The organism is Pseudomonas sp. MF6767, from assembly GCF_016405475.1.
Lineage (GTDB): Bacteria > Pseudomonadota > Gammaproteobacteria > Pseudomonadales > Pseudomonadaceae > Aquipseudomonas > Aquipseudomonas paracarnis.
Window position 1 is genome coordinate 55,827 of sequence record NZ_JAEKCY010000010.1, and the last position, 16,490, is coordinate 72,316.

The 16,490-nt window shown below is 61.1% G+C and carries 16 protein-coding genes; 2 read left to right on the forward strand and 14 right to left on the reverse strand.

Annotated elements, in window-relative coordinates:
* Nucleotides 1–59: 59 nt before the first annotated feature.
* The 8 genes from JFT58_RS16970 to minC form a co-directional block, all read right to left on the reverse strand.
* Complete coding sequence (locus JFT58_RS16970) at nt 60–1,406, reverse strand: amidohydrolase (RefSeq protein WP_054896340.1); 1,347 nt, start codon at nt 1,404–1,406, stop codon at nt 60–62.
* A 16-nt stretch (nt 1,407–1,422) separates the two neighbouring features.
* Nucleotides 1,423–3,588 carry a mechanosensitive ion channel family protein gene (locus JFT58_RS16975; protein WP_034126128.1) on the reverse strand — a complete coding sequence of 722 codons (2,166 nt, stop codon included), beginning with the start codon at nt 3,586–3,588 and terminating at the stop codon, nt 1,423–1,425.
* A 72-nt stretch (nt 3,589–3,660) separates the two neighbouring features.
* Complete coding sequence (locus JFT58_RS16980) at nt 3,661–3,828, reverse strand: hypothetical protein (protein WP_003192842.1); 168 nt, start codon at nt 3,826–3,828, stop codon at nt 3,661–3,663.
* Nucleotides 3,829–4,028: 200 nt separating this feature from the next.
* On the reverse strand, nt 4,029–5,318 hold the full coding sequence (locus JFT58_RS16985; protein WP_054896339.1) for a M18 family aminopeptidase: 1,290 nt from the start codon (nt 5,316–5,318) through the stop codon (nt 4,029–4,031).
* Nucleotides 5,319–5,513: 195 nt separating this feature from the next.
* Nucleotides 5,514–6,149 carry an RluA family pseudouridine synthase gene (locus JFT58_RS16990; RefSeq protein ID WP_003192838.1) on the reverse strand — a complete coding sequence of 212 codons (636 nt, stop codon included), beginning with the start codon at nt 6,147–6,149 and terminating at the stop codon, nt 5,514–5,516.
* 106 nt (nt 6,150–6,255) lie between these two features.
* A complete protein-coding gene (minE, locus tag JFT58_RS16995) occupies nt 6,256–6,510 on the reverse strand; it encodes a cell division topological specificity factor MinE (RefSeq protein ID WP_003175252.1) in 255 nt (84 codons plus the stop codon).
* Nucleotides 6,511–6,513: 3 nt separating this feature from the next.
* A complete protein-coding gene (gene minD, locus JFT58_RS17000) occupies nt 6,514–7,326 on the reverse strand; it encodes a septum site-determining protein MinD (RefSeq protein ID WP_003192835.1) in 813 nt (270 codons plus the stop codon).
* A gap of 199 nt (nt 7,327–7,525) precedes the next feature.
* Nucleotides 7,526–8,263 carry a septum site-determining protein MinC gene (minC, locus tag JFT58_RS17005; protein WP_014719299.1) on the reverse strand — a complete coding sequence of 246 codons (738 nt, stop codon included), beginning with the start codon at nt 8,261–8,263 and terminating at the stop codon, nt 7,526–7,528.
* A gap of 119 nt (nt 8,264–8,382) precedes the next feature.
* On the opposite strand from minC, the gene JFT58_RS17010 reads away from it, so the two are divergent.
* Nucleotides 8,383–9,318 carry a lipid A biosynthesis lauroyl acyltransferase gene (locus JFT58_RS17010; protein ID WP_054896338.1) on the forward strand — a complete coding sequence of 312 codons (936 nt, stop codon included), beginning with the start codon at nt 8,383–8,385 and terminating at the stop codon, nt 9,316–9,318.
* A gap of 160 nt (nt 9,319–9,478) precedes the next feature.
* Entirely contained in the window at nt 9,479–10,621 is a 1,143-nt protein-coding gene (locus JFT58_RS17015; protein WP_054896337.1) for a patatin-like phospholipase family protein, read from the forward strand.
* Nucleotides 10,622–10,733: 112 nt separating this feature from the next.
* On the opposite strand, the gene JFT58_RS17020 is transcribed toward JFT58_RS17015, so the two are convergent.
* The 6 genes from JFT58_RS17020 to alc form a co-directional block, all read right to left on the reverse strand.
* The gene (locus JFT58_RS17020) at nt 10,734–11,519 is read right to left on the reverse strand and encodes an outer membrane protein OmpK (protein WP_054896336.1); all 786 of its coding nucleotides are present in this window, start codon (nt 11,517–11,519) and stop codon (nt 10,734–10,736) included.
* Nucleotides 11,520–11,534: 15 nt separating this feature from the next.
* A complete protein-coding gene (locus JFT58_RS17025) occupies nt 11,535–11,912 on the reverse strand; it encodes a hypothetical protein (RefSeq protein ID WP_140915357.1) in 378 nt (125 codons plus the stop codon).
* Between the two features lie 44 nt (nt 11,913–11,956).
* Entirely contained in the window at nt 11,957–13,300 is a 1,344-nt protein-coding gene (locus tag JFT58_RS17030; protein ID WP_032896003.1) for a nucleobase:cation symporter-2 family protein, read from the reverse strand.
* 195 nt (nt 13,301–13,495) lie between these two features.
* Nucleotides 13,496–14,779, reverse strand: coding sequence for a urate hydroxylase PuuD (locus JFT58_RS17035; RefSeq protein ID WP_003192825.1), 1,284 nt, complete (start codon nt 14,777–14,779; stop codon nt 13,496–13,498).
* Between the two features lie 51 nt (nt 14,780–14,830).
* Nucleotides 14,831–15,334 carry an ureidoglycolate lyase gene (locus tag JFT58_RS17040; RefSeq protein ID WP_014719295.1) on the reverse strand — a complete coding sequence of 168 codons (504 nt, stop codon included), beginning with the start codon at nt 15,332–15,334 and terminating at the stop codon, nt 14,831–14,833.
* A 135-nt stretch (nt 15,335–15,469) separates the two neighbouring features.
* Complete coding sequence (alc, locus tag JFT58_RS17045) at nt 15,470–16,465, reverse strand: allantoicase (RefSeq protein WP_017137848.1); 996 nt, start codon at nt 16,463–16,465, stop codon at nt 15,470–15,472.
* Nucleotides 16,466–16,490: the final 25 nt, after the last annotated feature.

A 16,490-nucleotide genomic window follows, 5' to 3' on the forward strand; every position in this document is an offset into this window, starting at 1 on the left:
CGCCGCGTTTACCCTGAATAAACGCGGCGTTCTGAAGTTTTTCGCGAGCAAGCTCGCTCCTACAGGGGGGTATGGGTATAGAGGTAATCCGTCGCCAACGACGCCAGCGTCCTCACGCCCACCACCAACGCCGACTCATCCACAAAGAACCCTGGGTTGTGATTCGGTGCCGCCTTGCTCATGTCCTGATCCCTCGGGGTCACCCCCAGGAAGACAAACAGCCCCGGCGCCTCCTTGGCATAGAACGAGAAGTCTTCGGCGCCACCCACCAACGGGCCTTGCACCACATCATCCTGAGCCGCCCAGCGCAGGCTCGGCAGCATTTTCTCGGTCAGCGCCGGATTGTTGATGGTGGGGTCGTACTTCTCGATGATCGTCACTTCGGCCTTGGCGCCACCGCTTTCGGCGATTTTCTCTACGGTTTGACGCACGTCTGCATGCAGCTTCTGGCGGATACCGTAGTCGTAGGAGCGAATGGTGCCGCTCATGTCCACCGACTCGGGGATGATGTTATAGCGGGTGCCACCGTTGATGGTGCCGATGCTCACCACAGAGGGGAATGACGAAATATCGGTACGGCGGCTGACCACGGTCTGCAGGCCGACAATGGTTTGCGCGCCAACGGTGATCGGGTCGATACCGTCCCAGGGACGGCCGGCGTGGGTCTGTTTGCCGAGGATCCTGATGCGCAGGTCATCGGAGCTGGCCAGGGTCGGGCCCGGGCGGTAGGCGATTTGCCCGGCAGGCACACCGGCCCACACATGCAGGCCAAATACCGCATCGGGCTTGGGCGCTTTCATCACGCCTTCCTGCACCATCATCTTCGCACCCCAGGTGTTCTTGCCGTCGGGGATAAAGTCGCTGGGGCCTTCTTCGGCCGGTTGGAAATAAAACACCACGGTGCCGGGCAGGCGCTCGCGCATCCCGGTGAGAATCTTCGCAGTGCTCAGCAGGATAGCGGTATGGGCGTCGTGGCCGCAGGCGTGCATCACGTCGACTTCTTTGCCCAGGTAGGTGCCCTTGGCTTTGGAGGCGAAGGGCAGGTCGGCCACTTCCTTGACCGGCAGCGCATCCATGTCTGCGCGCAGGGCCACGGTCGGGCCGGGCAGGGCGCCTTTCAAGATGGCGACGACGCCAGTGCGGGCCACCCCGGTCTTTACTTCAAGGCCGAGTTCGCGCAACTGTTTGGCGACCAACTCGGCGGTGCGGGTTTCGGTATTGCCCAGTTCCGGATGGGCGTGGATATCGCGGCGGGTTTCCAACAGGCTGGGTTCGAGGATTTTTGCCTGGGCGGCAATGGTTTCCCGGGCACTGTCCTGGCCGCTGCTGGCGGCGATCACTGCACTGCTCGCGACCGCGCCGAGCAGACCCAAAACCCATTGGTGTGTCAGACCGTTCATTCGCATACCAACCTCTCCTTGCTTATTGTTGTGGATCTTTCTCCTGCACGCTGCCGGCAGTCTGCACCTGCACGCTCAAGCGCGGTGTCGCCAGGTCCAGCCCGGCTTCATCCAGGTGCCGCTTGAGCGACAGGTTGAATGCCCGCGACACTTCCCACTGCTTGATCGGCGCGGTCTTGAAGCGTGCGCGCAGGATCGCGCTGCCGGACTCGAAGCTTTCCACGCCCTGGATCTCCAGCGGCGACCAGATATTGCGGCGTTGCAGCGGGTCGTTGCGCATGGCATGGCCGACCTCGCGCATCAGTTTGATCGCGTCGTCGATTTCCATGTTGTAAGGGATCGCCACCCGGAAGATCGCGTAGCCGAACTCGCGGGAGTAGTTCTTGATGCTCTTGATTTCGCTGAACGGGATGGTGTGCACGATGCCGTCGATGTCGCGCAGGCGCACGGTACGGATGGTCAGGCCTTCCACCGTGCCGAGGTGGCCGCCCACATCCACGTAGTCGTCGATGGCCAGGGAGTCTTCGATGATGATGAACAAGCCGGTGATCAAGTCGGCTACCAGCGATTGCGCACCAAAGCCGATGGCGATACCGATCACGCCCGCACCGGCCAGCAGGGGCGTGACGTTCATACCCATGTTCGCCAAGGCCACGATGGCGGCGATGATAAAGATGGTCACGAACAGCACGTTGCGGATCAGCGGCATCATGGTTTGCGCACGCGCGTTGGCCAGGCCTTTGCGCGAACGGGTCAGGGCGTGGTGAATCGCGGTGTCGCTGAGGATCCAGATCAGCCAGGCGAACAACAAGGTCCCACCGAGGCCGAACAGCTTCACGGCTATTTCATGGCCTTCACCTTCGGTAAAGCGAATCATCGACAGGCCCCAGACCCGCAGCCCCAGTTCGATAAAAACCAGCCACACCACCAGGTGCACCAGGGTGTAGACAAAGCCTTTGAGGCGTTCGGAGTACAGCGCGTGGCGTTTGTGCCCGCGTTGCGGCTTGAGAGCGTGGCGGCGCACCAGGCCGTTGATCACCATGCACAACACCAGCAGCACCGTGCACAGCAACGACTGGCGCAGGGCGGTGCTGGTGTCGCCGGCCGACAGGAAGGTGGCGAACAGTGAGATGCCCACCAGCAGAAGAGCCGGGATGTACCAGAAGGTGCCGATGATCGACAGAGTATCGGTGAGGGCGCGGCGGGTCAGTCGGCGCGACAGCGGCTGGTTGCGGATCAGGTGCGCGATGGGTCGGCGGAAACGCAGGATAAACACCCCGGTGGACAACGCCGCCATTACATTGGCCACGGTCGCAGCGGTGTGGGCCAGATGCTGGCCGAGCGCGGCAACCAGGCGCGGGTCGCTCAAGGCTTCGCCGAAGGCGGCAAAACTGCCGATCCACCACAGCGGGCGGAACGCCTGGTGGCGCAGGATATACAAGGCGCGGTGGCGGTGCGGGCCGTCGAGTACGGAGAAGGCAATCACGCAGATTGCCGAGAAACAGGTGCCGACCACCAAGGCATAGGCCAGCACCATGGCCAGGGATTTGCCCAGGGAGGAAGGCAGGGCGTAACTGAGGTAAACCGTAATCACCAAAGCGATCAGCCAGGGGCCCAGCTTGCGCAGGGCAAAGCGCAGCATGTCCCAGGTGCGCGGGTGCTGCGGCAGCTCTTCGGGCAGGCCGAAGCGCTCGCGCACTCGGTGGCTGAGCCAGATCAGCGCAGCGGCCAGCAGGCTCCATACGGCCAGGATCACGGCAAAACCGAAGATGATCGGCAGCCATTCGCTGGCCGGCAACATCAGGGCGGCCAGTTCATCCTTGGCCAGGTCGACTTCATTGGACCAGCGCCCCAGCGGGCTGTCGGCGCCGGAAAACTGCTGCTCAAAGCCCGACAGCGTACTGCCGATCAACCCGAGTACCCCGAGTTCGGCGGCGGGCTGGGCCTTTTGCGTGGCGGCGCGCAGTTTCTTCAGGTCGCTGAGCAACTGGGTGCGTTGCTGGTCGTTTTCCAGGGTTTTGATCACTTCGTCCAGCGACTGCCCCAGGGGCACTTCCGCCTGGGGTTGGGTCTTGCTGGAACCGCCCAGCATCCCGGGCAGGCCCACGGCTTGGGCGGGCATCACTGGCAGCAGCGTGAGCAGGGCGATCAGCAGGTAGCAGGGCAGGGCAAACAGACGGGAGAACACGAGGCGGTCAACCTTGAAAACGACGAATTGACCGAGTGTACGAGGCCGCTATGCCCAATGCGAGCGCATTTGTCACTGCGCCAGTTTGGCGAGGATCTTGTAGAGCACGGTGCCGAGGATCAACAGCATGCCGATCCACATGCCAAACACGCCCAGAGGCTTGTCGCGAAAGTTGAAGCCGACCGCGAGCATGATCATGCCGATCACGATGGGGATCAGCATGGCGTGGAATGAGGACATTGAGATCATGGCGAGGGGCGGCCTTGTGGGACTGGAAGTTCTGACAAGTCTAGGCCGGATTGGCAGAAGTGCAGTTGATGTGAGTCAGATAGCCTTATATCTGTTTGGAAACCCATCGCGGGCAAGCCCGCTCCCACACTGAAATGCATTCACAGATCAAATGTGGGAGCGGGCTTGCCCGCGATGGGCGCGCCTGGGTCTCAGGGTAAATCGCGACTGGCGTAGAACGCCCCCAGCACCTTGACCAGATGCGCCAGGTCATGGCTGCCACACAGCTCGCGGATGGAGTGCATGGCAAAGGTCGGCAAGCCGATGTCCACGGTGCGCACGCCCAGGTGGCTGGCGGTGATGGGGCCGATGGTCGAGCCGCAGCCCATGTCGCTGCGTACCACGAAGCTTTGCACTGGCACTTCCTGGGCCATGCACAGGTGGCGGAAGAACCCGGCGGTTTCGCTGTTGGTGGCGTAGCGCTGGTTGCTGTTGACCTTGATCACCGGGCCGGCGTTGAGTTTCGGGCCGTGGTTGGCGTCGTGTTTCTCGGCGTAGTTGGGGTGCACACCGTGAGCGTTATCTGCCGACACCAGCAGGGATTTCTGGATGGTGCGTACGAATTCTTCACCTTCGGGCAACAGGCGACGCAGGGTCTGTTCCAGCATCGGGCCATCGGCACCGCAGGCCGAGCAGGAGCCGACTTCTTCGTGGTCGTTGCACACCAGCACGCAGGTTTCATCGGTGTCGCTGGTGAGCAAGGCTTGCAAACCGGCGTAGCACGACAGCAGGTTGTCCAGGCGCGCACCGGCAATGAAGTCGCCATTGAGGCCGATCACGGCGGCACTTTGGGTGTCGTAGAAACTCAGCTCGTAGTCGAGCACCACATCGGCATTCAAACCATGCTCGCGGGCCAACTGTTCGGTGAGCACGGCGCGAAAGTCCACGCGCTCGTCACCGGCAAACTGCGCCAGGATCGGCGGCAGCTCGGTCTGGGCATTGATTGCCCAGCCCTGGTTGGCTTCACGGTTGAGGTGAATGGCCAGGTTGGGAATGATGGCGATCGGCAGCTTGAAGTCGATCAGTTGGCTCTCGACCTTGCCATCGCGGCGGAAGGTAACACGGCCTGCCAGGGACAGGTCGCGGTCGAACCAGGGCGCCAGCAGCGCGCCGCCGTAGACTTCCACGCCCAGTTGCCAGAAGCCGTGGCGTTGCAGCTCCGGCTGGGGCTTGACCCGCAGGCACGGGCTGTCGGTGTGGGCGCCGACCATGCGGATACCGTCCTGCAGCGGCGATTGGCGGCCGAGCTTGAAGGCGATGATCGAGGAATCGTTGCGGGTCACGTAGTAGCGACCGTTGGCCTCGGTGGCCCAGGTTTCGCGCTCGTCGAGACGCTGGTAACCGGCCGCTTCCAGGCGTTGGGCCAGGGCGGCAGTGGCATGAAAAGGAGTAGGGGAGGCCTTGAGGAAGTCGATCAGGCCTTGATTCAACGCTTCGCGCATAAATAGCTCCAGACAGCAGTGGCGAGAGTTTACCGTATTGGCCAGATATTTGGAGTGAGCGTGCATGGCTGAGAACCACATCAAACCCTGTGGGAGCTGGCTTGCCTGCGATAGCGGTCTTTCTGTGCCAGATGTATTGGCTGGCACGCCGATATCGCAGGCAAGCCAGCTCCCACATTTGACCGCATCAGCCCTTCAAAAAGGCGCAGGGCACTCGAAGCGCAGGCGCTCGCCGCTTTGCGGATGGGTGAAGCTGAGCATGCTTGCATGCAGGCACAGGCGCGGCCACGCGGCCAGGGCTTGTTCATGGGCGTACAAACCATCGCCCAGCAACGGATGCCCGATGGACAACATATGCACGCGCAACTGGTGTGAGCGCCCAGTGATGGGTGTCAGCTCTACGCGGCACCAGTCGCCGCAACGCTCCAGCACTTTCCAGAAGGTCAGGGCATGTTTGCCGAACTCATGGTCGACAACGTGGCGGGGCTTGGTCGGCGGGTCATAGCGCAGGGGCAGGTCGATGCTGCCGCTGTCCAGTGCCGGTTGGCCCCAGGCCAGGGCGGTGTAGGCCTTTTCTGTTTCGCGGTCGTGAAACTGACGGGACAGTTCGCGGTGGGTATCCGCGTCCCGGGCCAGCAGGATGATCCCCGACGTTTCCCAGTCCAGGCGATGAACGATGCGGGCTTCTGGGTAGCCGTTTTCCTGCAGGCGAGTGATCAGGCAGTCCTTGTTGTCGTCGGCGCGACCAGGCACCGAGAGCAGCAGGGTCGGCTTGTTCACCACCAGGACAGCGTCGTCCTGATGCAGGATGTGGATATTGGACAGCGGCATTAAACAGCCTCGTAACAAACGCCAACGGCGGCTCCACTGACGGCCCCCTCACCCTGTAGGAGCGAGGGGGCCGTCAGTGGAGCCGCCGTGGCGACCGCCCTTTCGATCAACGATCGGGCAGGGTGATATTGAGTTCCAGAATCGAGCAGCTGCCGTCATTTTCCAGGGCGACATGCACGTCATCGTTGCCGATATTGACGTACTTGCGGATCACCTCGACCAGTTCCTTCTGCAAGGCTGGCAGGTAATCCGGCGTGCTGCGTTGGCCGCGTTCGTGCGCCACGATGATCTGTAGACGCTCTTTCGCTACCGACGCGGTACTTGGCTTTTTGTTGGCGCGAAAGAAGTCGAGAAATTTCATTGTTTAGTTGCCTCCAAAGATACGCTCGAAGAATCCCTTCTTCTTGACATCGAGGAAGCGGTGTTCCACGGTCTTGCCCAGCAAGCGATCAACTGCATCGCTGTACGCCTGGCCGGCGTCGCTCTGGTCGTCGAGAATCACCGGTACGCCCTGGTTGGATGCCTTCAGGACGGCCTGGGATTCCGGAATCACGCCCAGCAGGGTCACGGCGAGGATTTCCTTCACGTCTTCAACACCCAGCATTTCGCCGTTGTTGACGCGCTCCGGGTTGTAGCGGGTGAGCAGCAGGTGCTCCTTGATCGGGTCCTGGCCTTCTTCGGCGCGCTTGGACTTGCTGGCCAACAGGCCGAGCATGCGGTCCGAGTCACGTACCGAGGAGACTTCCGGGTTGGTTACCACGATGGCTTCGTCGGCGAAGTACATCGCCAGGTGAGCACCGGTTTCGATACCAGCCGGGGAATCGCAGACCACGTATTCGAAGGTTTCCTTGAGCTCGGCGAGGACTTTGCCGACGCCTTCTTTGGTCAGCGCGTCTTTGTCACGGGTCTGGCTGGCAGCCAGCACGTACAGGTTCTCAAGGCGCTTGTCCTTGATCAGGGCCTGTTGCAGGTTGGCTTCGCCGTTCACCACGTTGACGAAGTCATACACCACGCGACGCTCGCAGCCCATGATCAGGTCAAGGTTACGCAGACCGACGTCGAAGTCGACGATGACTGTCTTGTGGCCGCGCAGAGCGAGGCCGGTACCGATAGCGGCGCTGGTGGTGGTCTTACCCACACCACCCTTGCCGGATGTAACCACGAGAATCTTGGCCAAGGTGTTTCACCCCTAAGGAAAAAGGACTTTCGGTCCCTGAAAAACATCTCTTGGAACTCGCCGCAGGCGGACAGCCTTTGCAGGAAAAAGACGGGGTTTCCATGGGGAAACACCAACTTCCAAAAAGTCCTACACAAGTCTTGCCGGTTTCGCTTTGCTATCAGAGTCTAGAGATGCTTGGAAAATGCGGCAGTATCCGTTAAAGACGGATGATGTTCAACACATCGCCCGACAGGTTGACCTGTACCGAAGCGCCCCACAGTGGATCGCGGCGCAAATCTTCGGAAACCTTGTACTGACCCGCGATAGAAACCAGCTCGGCGGTCAACTGCTGGCAAAAAATACGTGCCTTGGTATCACCCTTGATGCCGGCCAGGGCGCGTCCGCGCATCGGGCCGTATACATGGATGTTGCCATCGGCAAGAAGTTCCGCCCCCGGGCTGACCGAGGAAACCACCACAAGGTCGCCGCCCTGGGCGTAAATCTGCTGCCCGCCGCGTACCGGCGAGGTGATGATCTTTGTAGGCCTGATCGCAGGCTCCGGTGGTTTTTCCGGTTTTTTCTTTTCTTCGCCGACCAATGGTTCCAGAGGGCGCTCACGGGCGCCGGACGGTGGCAGTACTGGCAGTTCAATGGCGATGGCGGCGGCAATGTCTTCGATGCGGCTGGCGCGAATCGCCAGTGTGCGCAGGCCATGGGAACGGCATACACGCATCAGGCCGGGCAAATCAATCACTCCCTGGCCAGCCGGCAGCTTGTCCAGCGCCAGCACCAGCGGGGCGTTGTTGAAGAAGTTCGGCGCCAGGGCGACCTTGGCGGCCAGTTGGCGGTCCAGGGCGTCGAGGTCATTGCGGGCCAGTTCCAGCACGGTAATGGCGAGCATGCTGCCTTTTAGCTGGAACACGGGATCTTGGTCTAGCGGTTCGGTTTGGCTCATGGTCGGCGAAAGCGGCTTGTCACGAAAAGTGTCGAGACTTATAACGAGAACACTCACCCGCCGCAAGCCGAGTCGAACCGTTGTAGAATGCGCGGCCCTTGTCTTTACCGGAATCTGTAATGGATCGCCCGCGTTTTCGAGCTGTATTTCTTCACCCGCGTTTTTGGCTGCTATGGCTGGGGCTCGGCCTGCTGTGGCTGGTCACTCAATTGCCGTATCGGGCGCTGTTGACCATTGGTCGCCTGCTGGGCGCGGGCATGTACCGCGTGGCAGGTGATCGTCGCCGCATCGCGGCGCGCAACCTAGAGCTGTGCTTCCCGGAAAAATCCGTCAAGGAACGCAAACGCCTGCTCAAGGAAAACTTCGCTTCCACCGGCATCGCCTTCTTTGAAATGGCCATGAGCTGGTGGTGGCCCAAGCCGCGCCTGGCGCGCCTGGCCCATGTCGAAGGGCTGGAGCACCTCACGCAGGCGCAGTTGGACGGCAAGGGCGTGATCCTCATGGCGCTGCACTTCACCACCCTGGAAATCGGCGCGGCGCTGCTGGGGCAGAAGCACACCATTGACGGCATGTACCGCGAACACGGCAACCCGCTGTTCGACTTTATCCAGCGCCGTGGCCGTGAACGCCACAACCTCGATTCCCTGGCCGTGGAGCGCGACGACGTGCGCGGCATGCTCAAGCTGCTGCGCGCCGGCCGGGCCATCTGGTACGCACCGGACCAGGACTACGGCGCCAAGCAAAGCATCTTCGTGCCGTTGTTCGGCATCCAGGCTGCTACCGTTACCGCTACCAGCAAATTCGCACGCCTGGGCAAGGCGCTGGTGGTGCCGTTTACCCAGGAGCGCCTGGCTGACGGCAGCGGTTACCGCCTAGTGATCCATCCGCCGCTGACCGACTTCCCGGGTGAAACCGACGAGATCGACTGCCTGCGCATCAACCAGTGGGTCGAAGCCTCGGTGCGCGAATGCCCCGAGCAATACCTGTGGACCCATCGCCGCTTCAAGAGTCGGCCGCCGGGTGAGCCCAAGCTGTACGAAAAGCGCCGTCGATAACCCTGCTGTCATTTTAGGAGCGAGCTTGCTCGCGAAAAACCCAATAACACCGCGTTCACCTAGGATGTACGCGTAATCATTGGCGATCTTCGCGAGCAAGCTCGCTCCTACAGTGATATGACGTTGATAAGCCCAACTTTTCGCCACATGGAGTGACGCAATGCGCCCAGTTGAACCGGTCACAGGCTTGATTCTTTCCGGCGGTGGGGCGCGAGCGGCTTATCAGGTGGGGGTGCTGGCGGCGATTGCCGAATTGCTGCCGCCAGGGGCGCCGAATCCTTTTCCGGTGATCGTCGGCACCTCCGCCGGCGCCATCAATGCGGTGAGCCTGGCCAGTGGGGCCAGTGACTTCTGCGCGGCTGTCCAACGGCTGACAGCGTTCTGGCAGGGCTTTCGCAGCCATCAGGTGCTGCGCAGCGATTGGCCGGGGGTGATACGCCAGGCCGGTCGCTTCCTGATCCACAGCCTGTTGGGCCTGGGCGCCCAGGTGCCGGTGGCGTTGCTCAATAGCTCCCCCCTGCGTGACTTGCTGCAAGCGCGTTTGAACCTGGACGGCATCGACGAGGCTATCCGCCGCAAGCACTTGCAGGCGGTGGCGGTGACGGCCTTTGGTTATGAGTCCGGGCAAGCGGTGACCTTCTATCAGGGCGGCGGCACCATCGATGCCTGGTTGCGTCATCGGCGCATTGGGGTACCGAGCCAACTGACGGTAGAGCACCTGTTGGCAAGCTCCGCGATTCCGCTGTTGTTCGCTCCGATCAAACTTGACGAAGAGTACTTCGGCGATGGCGCAGTGCGGCAGTCCGCGCCCATCAGCCCGGCCTTGCACCTGGGGGCCAGCCGCGTATTGGTCGTCGGTGTGAGCGGCAACCCAAGGGGCAATGAAGCCTCGACGCAACGCACCTACACCGGCCAGCAACCGACCCTGGCGCAAATCGGCGGGCACATGCTAAACAGCACGTTCATTGATAGCCTGGAAAGCGATATCGAACTGCTGGAGCGCTTGAACCAGTTCAGCCGCGTCGTGCCTGCGGATGCGGCGGTGCAGGGCCTGGCGCCGGTAGAGGTGTTGGTGATTGCCCCCAGCCAGCCCATCGATGAAATCGCCGCGCGACATCGCCAGGAATTGCCGGCGGCGTTGCGTGTGTTTTTACGGGGGCCTGGGGCAACCAAGACCAGCGGGGCAGGGGTGTTGAGTTATCTGTTGTTCGAGGCGGGGTATTGCAGCGAGTTGATCGAACTGGGGCGCAAGGATGCGCTGGCCAAGCGCGAAGAAATCACCCGTTTCCTGGGCCTGACGTGAACCTTTGTAGGAGCGAGCTTGCTCGCGAAAAACCTGAGAACGCCGTGTTTATTCAGCATGAGCGCGGTGATCTTGAGTTTTTCGCGAGCAAGCTCGCTCCTACACAGGGCCGTCAGAAGTGGTATTTGACCAGGAAGCTTGCTGTGTCCTGAGTCGTTTTGAATGCCCCCGAATCCTCAATCCCGTACTTGTTCTTCCAGTAGTCGTATTCAAAACCCACATACAACTGCTTGTCGCCCCAATGCAGCGCCTTGCCCAAGTCGTATTTGACCTGCGGGTTGAAGTGCAGGTTGGCGTGATAAGTGCCGCGGGCGTTCTTGTCGTTATCCACCACCCAGTCCATGAAACCGTCGATCAGCACGTCGGAATTACCCACGGGAATGGTGTACGACCAGACCGGAGTGATCTGCCACACGCCGTCACCCGGACGATTGCCCTCGGTCTGGCGCTGGTAGAAGTTCAACTGGAAGTAGTCGAAACCGGGGATGTTCAAGTCGAATGCCGGACCCAGCAGGTAGGACTCGTTATCGCCCTCGCCGAACTCATAGGTGAAGGCCAGCAGCACGTCCTTGATCGGGCCGAACGACAGGTCCTTGTCCAGGATCTTGCCGAACGACAAACGCGGGCTGAACTCGCCGTAGTAAGTATTCGGGCCGACATTGCCGTCTTCCTTGCCGTTGTAAAAGATACGGTCGAGGAAGAAGAAGTTGTCGCCGTACTTCCATGCGTCGGCATGTTCGAAGGTGACGGTTTGCTGGATCTGCGGGTTGACGGTAAAGCTCTTGCCCCACAGATAAGTCAGGCTGTTGTTTTGCCACTGCAACAAGTCACTGGCTACGGCCTGGCCACCGGCCAACAGTGATCCAGCCAGCATCAGGCCTTTGAACATAGGTTTCATTCGGTTGCTCCCGAGTTAAAATTTTATGGTTTTTCTTCTACGCAGGCGCTCTGGTGTGGCGCCTTTTGGTTCGCTGCAAAAATCGTCTATTCGGTCAGCTTTGATGCTTTTAGCAAGAGCTGCGCCAAGGTGCTGAAAAAGCCAAAAAAATCCCCGTCGGCTGCAGCGGATGCAGTCGAATTCAGGGGACTTTTGTGCACTTTGGCAGCAAACATCAGGCCGGGATAAGTTGGCCTTGAGGTCAGCTTTTACATTCGCTGTTTTTTTTTGAGTCGATTCGAGCGGGCGCGGAGAATACTGGCTCCCAGGCCTGGGCTCAAGTGCGCTGTAACAGAGCGCGAGGGGCAAGAATGGGGCGCGGCGTGTGGCCGGCCCCATGTCAAGGTTGTGCATGTGGGGGTTCCCTGTTTGTTGTTATTTTTGTACTAACAAAGGAATCAATGCGTATGCGCGACTTCGGGGCGCTCAGCGCCGCCGAGGATGTTGAACAGGATGTTCAGCGACAGCGCGCTGAGGGTGGCCATGGCGATGCCGCTGTGGGTAATCGGGCTCATCCACAACGGCAGCTGTGCGAAGAACTCCGGGCGTACCACGGGGATCAGGCCCATGCCGATGCTCACCGCCACCAGCAACTGGTTACGGCGGTCGGCGATGTCGGCTTCCTGCAGAATCTTGATCCCGGTTGCCGCCACCATCCCGAACATCGCAATCGCCGCGCCGCCGAGTACCGCAGGTGGAATTGAAGCCACCAGATAGGCCGCCTTGGGCAACAGGCTGAGCACGATCAAGAACGCGCCGGCCATGAGCGTGACCGAGCGGCAGCGCACGCCGGTCATCTGCACCAGGCCGATATTCTGCGCGAAGGAGGAGTGGGTAAAGGTGTTGAAGAAGCCGGCAAAGAACGACGCGCCGGCATCACACAACAGGCCGCGTCGCAGCATCTTCGGCGTGACCTCCTGGCCGGTGATCTTGCCTAGGGCGAGGAACATGCCGGTGGACTCGACAAAAATGATCACCACCACCAGGCACATCGACAGGATCGGCGCCAACTCGAACTTGGGCATGCCAAAGTGCAACGGCGTCACGACCTGCACCCACGGCGCCTGCGCCAGGCCACTGAGGTCGACCATGCCGATCACACCACATAGCGCGTAACCCAGGCCCATGCCGATCAGTACCGAGATGTTCACCCAGAAGCCGCGCATGAAGCGGTTGATCAGCAAGATCGTGGCCAGTACCAGGGCGGCAATCGCCAGGTAGACCGGCGAGCCAAACGTGGCGGCGGCGCTGCCCCCGCCGGCCCAGTTCACCGCCACGGGAAACAGCGAAAGGCCGATGGCGGTGATCACCGTACCGGTCACCAGCGGCGGGAAAAAGCGCACCACCTTGGACATGAACGGTGCGATGAGCATGCCGAAGAACCCGGCGGCGATGGTCGCGCCGAAGATGCCCTGCAAACCGATGCCGGGCATGCCGGCCATGGCGACCATGCTGCCCACGGCGGCAAAACTGGCGCCCATCATCACCGGCATGCGGATGCCCATGGGGCCGATGCCGAACGACTGCACCATGGTGGCGATACCGGCCACCAGGAGGTCGGCGTTGATCAGAAAGGCGATTTCTTCACGGCTCAAGCCGGCGGCCTGGCCAATGATCAGGGGCACGGCGACAGCACCGCCGTACATCAGCAAGACGTGTTGCAGGCCTACCAGGATCAGTTGCAAGAGGGGCAGCCGCACCATGGCGGGCGCGGCAGGAGTCTGCGTTTCTAACTGGGACATGCAACACCTCGAATCTTTTTATTTTTGTGTTGTTTGGCATTCAATTGCCGGATGAAACTTAATCTTCAAACCATCACTGATCTCCCTTGTGGGAGCTGGCTTGCCTGCGATGGCGGTGTGTCAGTCACCGAAAATGTTGGTGATCTGCCGCTATCGCAGGCAAGCCAGCTCCCACATGGGAACGGTGTGAAACAGTCAGTTGGTACGGGCCCCCTGATTAATCCAGGTGCCGATCAAATCCCGTTCCTGCTGGGTCATCTGGGTAATGTTGCCCAGCGGCATGATCTGGCTGGCCACGGCCTGCGCTTGAATCCGCGCCGCCTGCTGCTGGATCTGTGCCGGTGTGTCGAACATCACCCCAGCCGGTGCCGTACTGAACAGCGGGCTGGTGGGCTTGGCCGAATGGCACACGGTGCAGCGTTGTTCGATCACGTGGTGCACCTGGCCGAAGTCCGTGGTGGCCTGGGCCGGTGCCGGTTCAGCGGCGGGTGCGGCAGGCGCGGCCGGTTTCAAGCCACCGCCCAGTGCGGTTTCTGGCAGGGGTTGGTACTCGATGGCAGCCGGTGCCTTGGCAATCGGTTCAGCCGGCTTGGGCCCGGTCACGTAGGCCAGGCTGATCATCGCCAAGGCGCCTACGGGCAAGGTCCACGCATACTTCTGGCTGTCATGCCGGGTGTTGAAATAATGGCGCACCAACACTGCTGCCACCGCGATACCGGCCAGGATCAGCCAGTTGTATTGGCTGCCATAGGTGCTCGGGAAGTGGTTGCTGATCATGATGAACAGCACCGGCAAGGTGAAGTAGTTGTTGTGGCGTGAGCGCAGCAGACCTTTGGCCGGCAGCGCCGGGTCGGGCGTGCGATTCTCGGCGATGGCCGCCACCAGCGCGCGTTGGGCCGGCATGATGATACGGAACACGTTACCTACCATGATCGTGCCGATCACCGCACCCACGTGCAGGTAGGCACCGCGGCCGCTGAACACCTTGCTGAAGCCGTAAGCCGCCGCAATCAACAGCACGAACAGGATCAAGCCGAGCAGGGCAGGGCGTTTGCCCAGGGCCGAGTCGCAGAGGAAGGAGTAGATGAACCAGCCGGCGAACAGTGAACCGATGCCCAGCAACACGCCTTCGGTGCCGCTGAGGCTGCTGCCGGGGGCGAGCAGGTACAGCGTCGGGTTGAGGTAGAACACCACGCACAGCAGCGCGACGCCCGACATCCAGGTGAAATAGGCTTCCCATTTGAACCAGTGCAGGTTGTCCGGCATGGTCGGCGGGGCCAGTTTGTATTTTTCCAGGTGGTAGATACCGCCACCGTGGATCGCCCACAAGTCACCGGCCAGGCCGTTCTTGGGGTTGACGCGATTAAGGTTGTTTTCCAGCCAGACGAAGTAGAAAGAAGCGCCGATCCAGGCGACGCCAGTGATCATGTGAACCCAGCGCACGCTCAGGTTCAGCCATTCCAACAGATGTGCTTCCACAGTCTTTACCTCTCGCCTGTCACCCTTGTTGTCGGGTGATCAGACCTTCTCTTATTGGTGGGGGGCGAGGATCAAACGCTCATCCTCTTTGAAAAAATGCTCATCGCAGTTATTGCCTGTGCCACTGCGATCAACCACCAGGAAGTCATCCCGCTTTTCGATCGTCAGCACCGGGTGGTGCCAGACGCCGCGATGGTAATTAATGCCCTGCCTGCCGTTGGTGACGAAGGCGCGGACCAAGCCCGATACAGGTTCATCGCCAAGTGGCGCGACCACGATCAGAAAGGGGTTGCCGAGCAGCGGAATGAAAGCCTGGCTGCCCAGCGGGTGTCTCTCCAGCATGCACACGGTCAGCGGCATGTCCTGCGCGTCGGCGCGGAAGATGCTGATGATGGCGTGGTCTTCCGGCTTCGCGGTGTCGACCGTGGCCAGTTTGTGAAAGCGCATGGTCGACCCGTTGTTGATCATGAAGTGATCGCTGCCGTCGGTTTCGATAACGTCTCCGAAGGGGGCGAAGGCTTCTTTGGTCAGGGGTTCGATCATCAGTGTGCGCATGGCTGTCTTCTTGTCTTGTCTATAGATCGTTCCCACGCTCTGCGTGGGAACGCTGCCCTGGACGCTCTGCGTCCGCTGTGTGACGCGGAGCGTCACGGGGTGCATCCCCACGCAGAGCGTGGGGACGATCGGGTGTTATTTGGCGACCTTGCCCAGGACGCGCAGGCGACTCACACCACCATCCGGGAACACGTTCAAGCGGATGTGGGTAATCGGCCCCAGCGCCTTGATCTGCTCGGCGAAGGTGTGTTCGGCGTGCATTTCCAGCTTCTGCGCCGGCAGCAGTTCGCGCCAGAACAGCGACTGGGTTTCGATCTGGCTGTCGGTGCCGCCTTTCACGAAGGCGCCCTGGATCGAGCAGGTGTCCGGGTAGTTGCCCTTGAAGTGCAGGGTGTCCACCACGATTTTCTCGATCTCGCCCGGGTGGCCCAGGGCGACGATCACCCAGTCATTGCCTGGCGTGCGACGACGTGCGGTTTCCCAGCCATCGCCCATGTTGATGCCGCGGCCCGGGTTGAGGATGTTGCTCATGCGGCCGAAGTGTTCGTCGGAACAGGCCAGGGCACGACCGCCATTGAGCGCGGCAGCCAGGTCGACCTGTTCGTTGTCGCCCACCGAAGACCAGTCGCGGAACGGCACGCCGTACACACGCAGACGGGCCACGCCGCCATCCGGGTAGATGTTGAAGCGCAGGTGGCTGAACGCCTGGTCGTTGTTGATCTCGTGGTAGTGGTGGCTGTTGCCTTGCAGCTCGACGGCTGACAGCACTTCCACCCACTGGGTGTTGGCATCCGGCTCGCCCGAGGCCAGGAAGCAGGCTTCCAGGGAAGCCGACGGCGGGAAGTTGCCGGTGAAGAATGAAGTGTCGATGTCCACGCCTTTGATCGAACCCGGCACGCCCAGGCGGATCACCGCACTGTCGTAGCCTTCGAAGCGCTTGCGGCGTGACTCCCAGCCGTCCATCCACTTGCCGTTGTCATCGAAAACGCCCTCCTTCCACACGGCCGGGGTCGGCTGGAACAGGCGGTTGGCGTCAGCGAACCAGTCATCGGTCACCGAGATGATCTTGGTACCCAGGCGGGCGTCGGCCAGGTTGACGAACTTTTCGAAAGGTACGGCGTAAGCTTTCATTCTTCTTGTCTGCCTTAGATAGAGT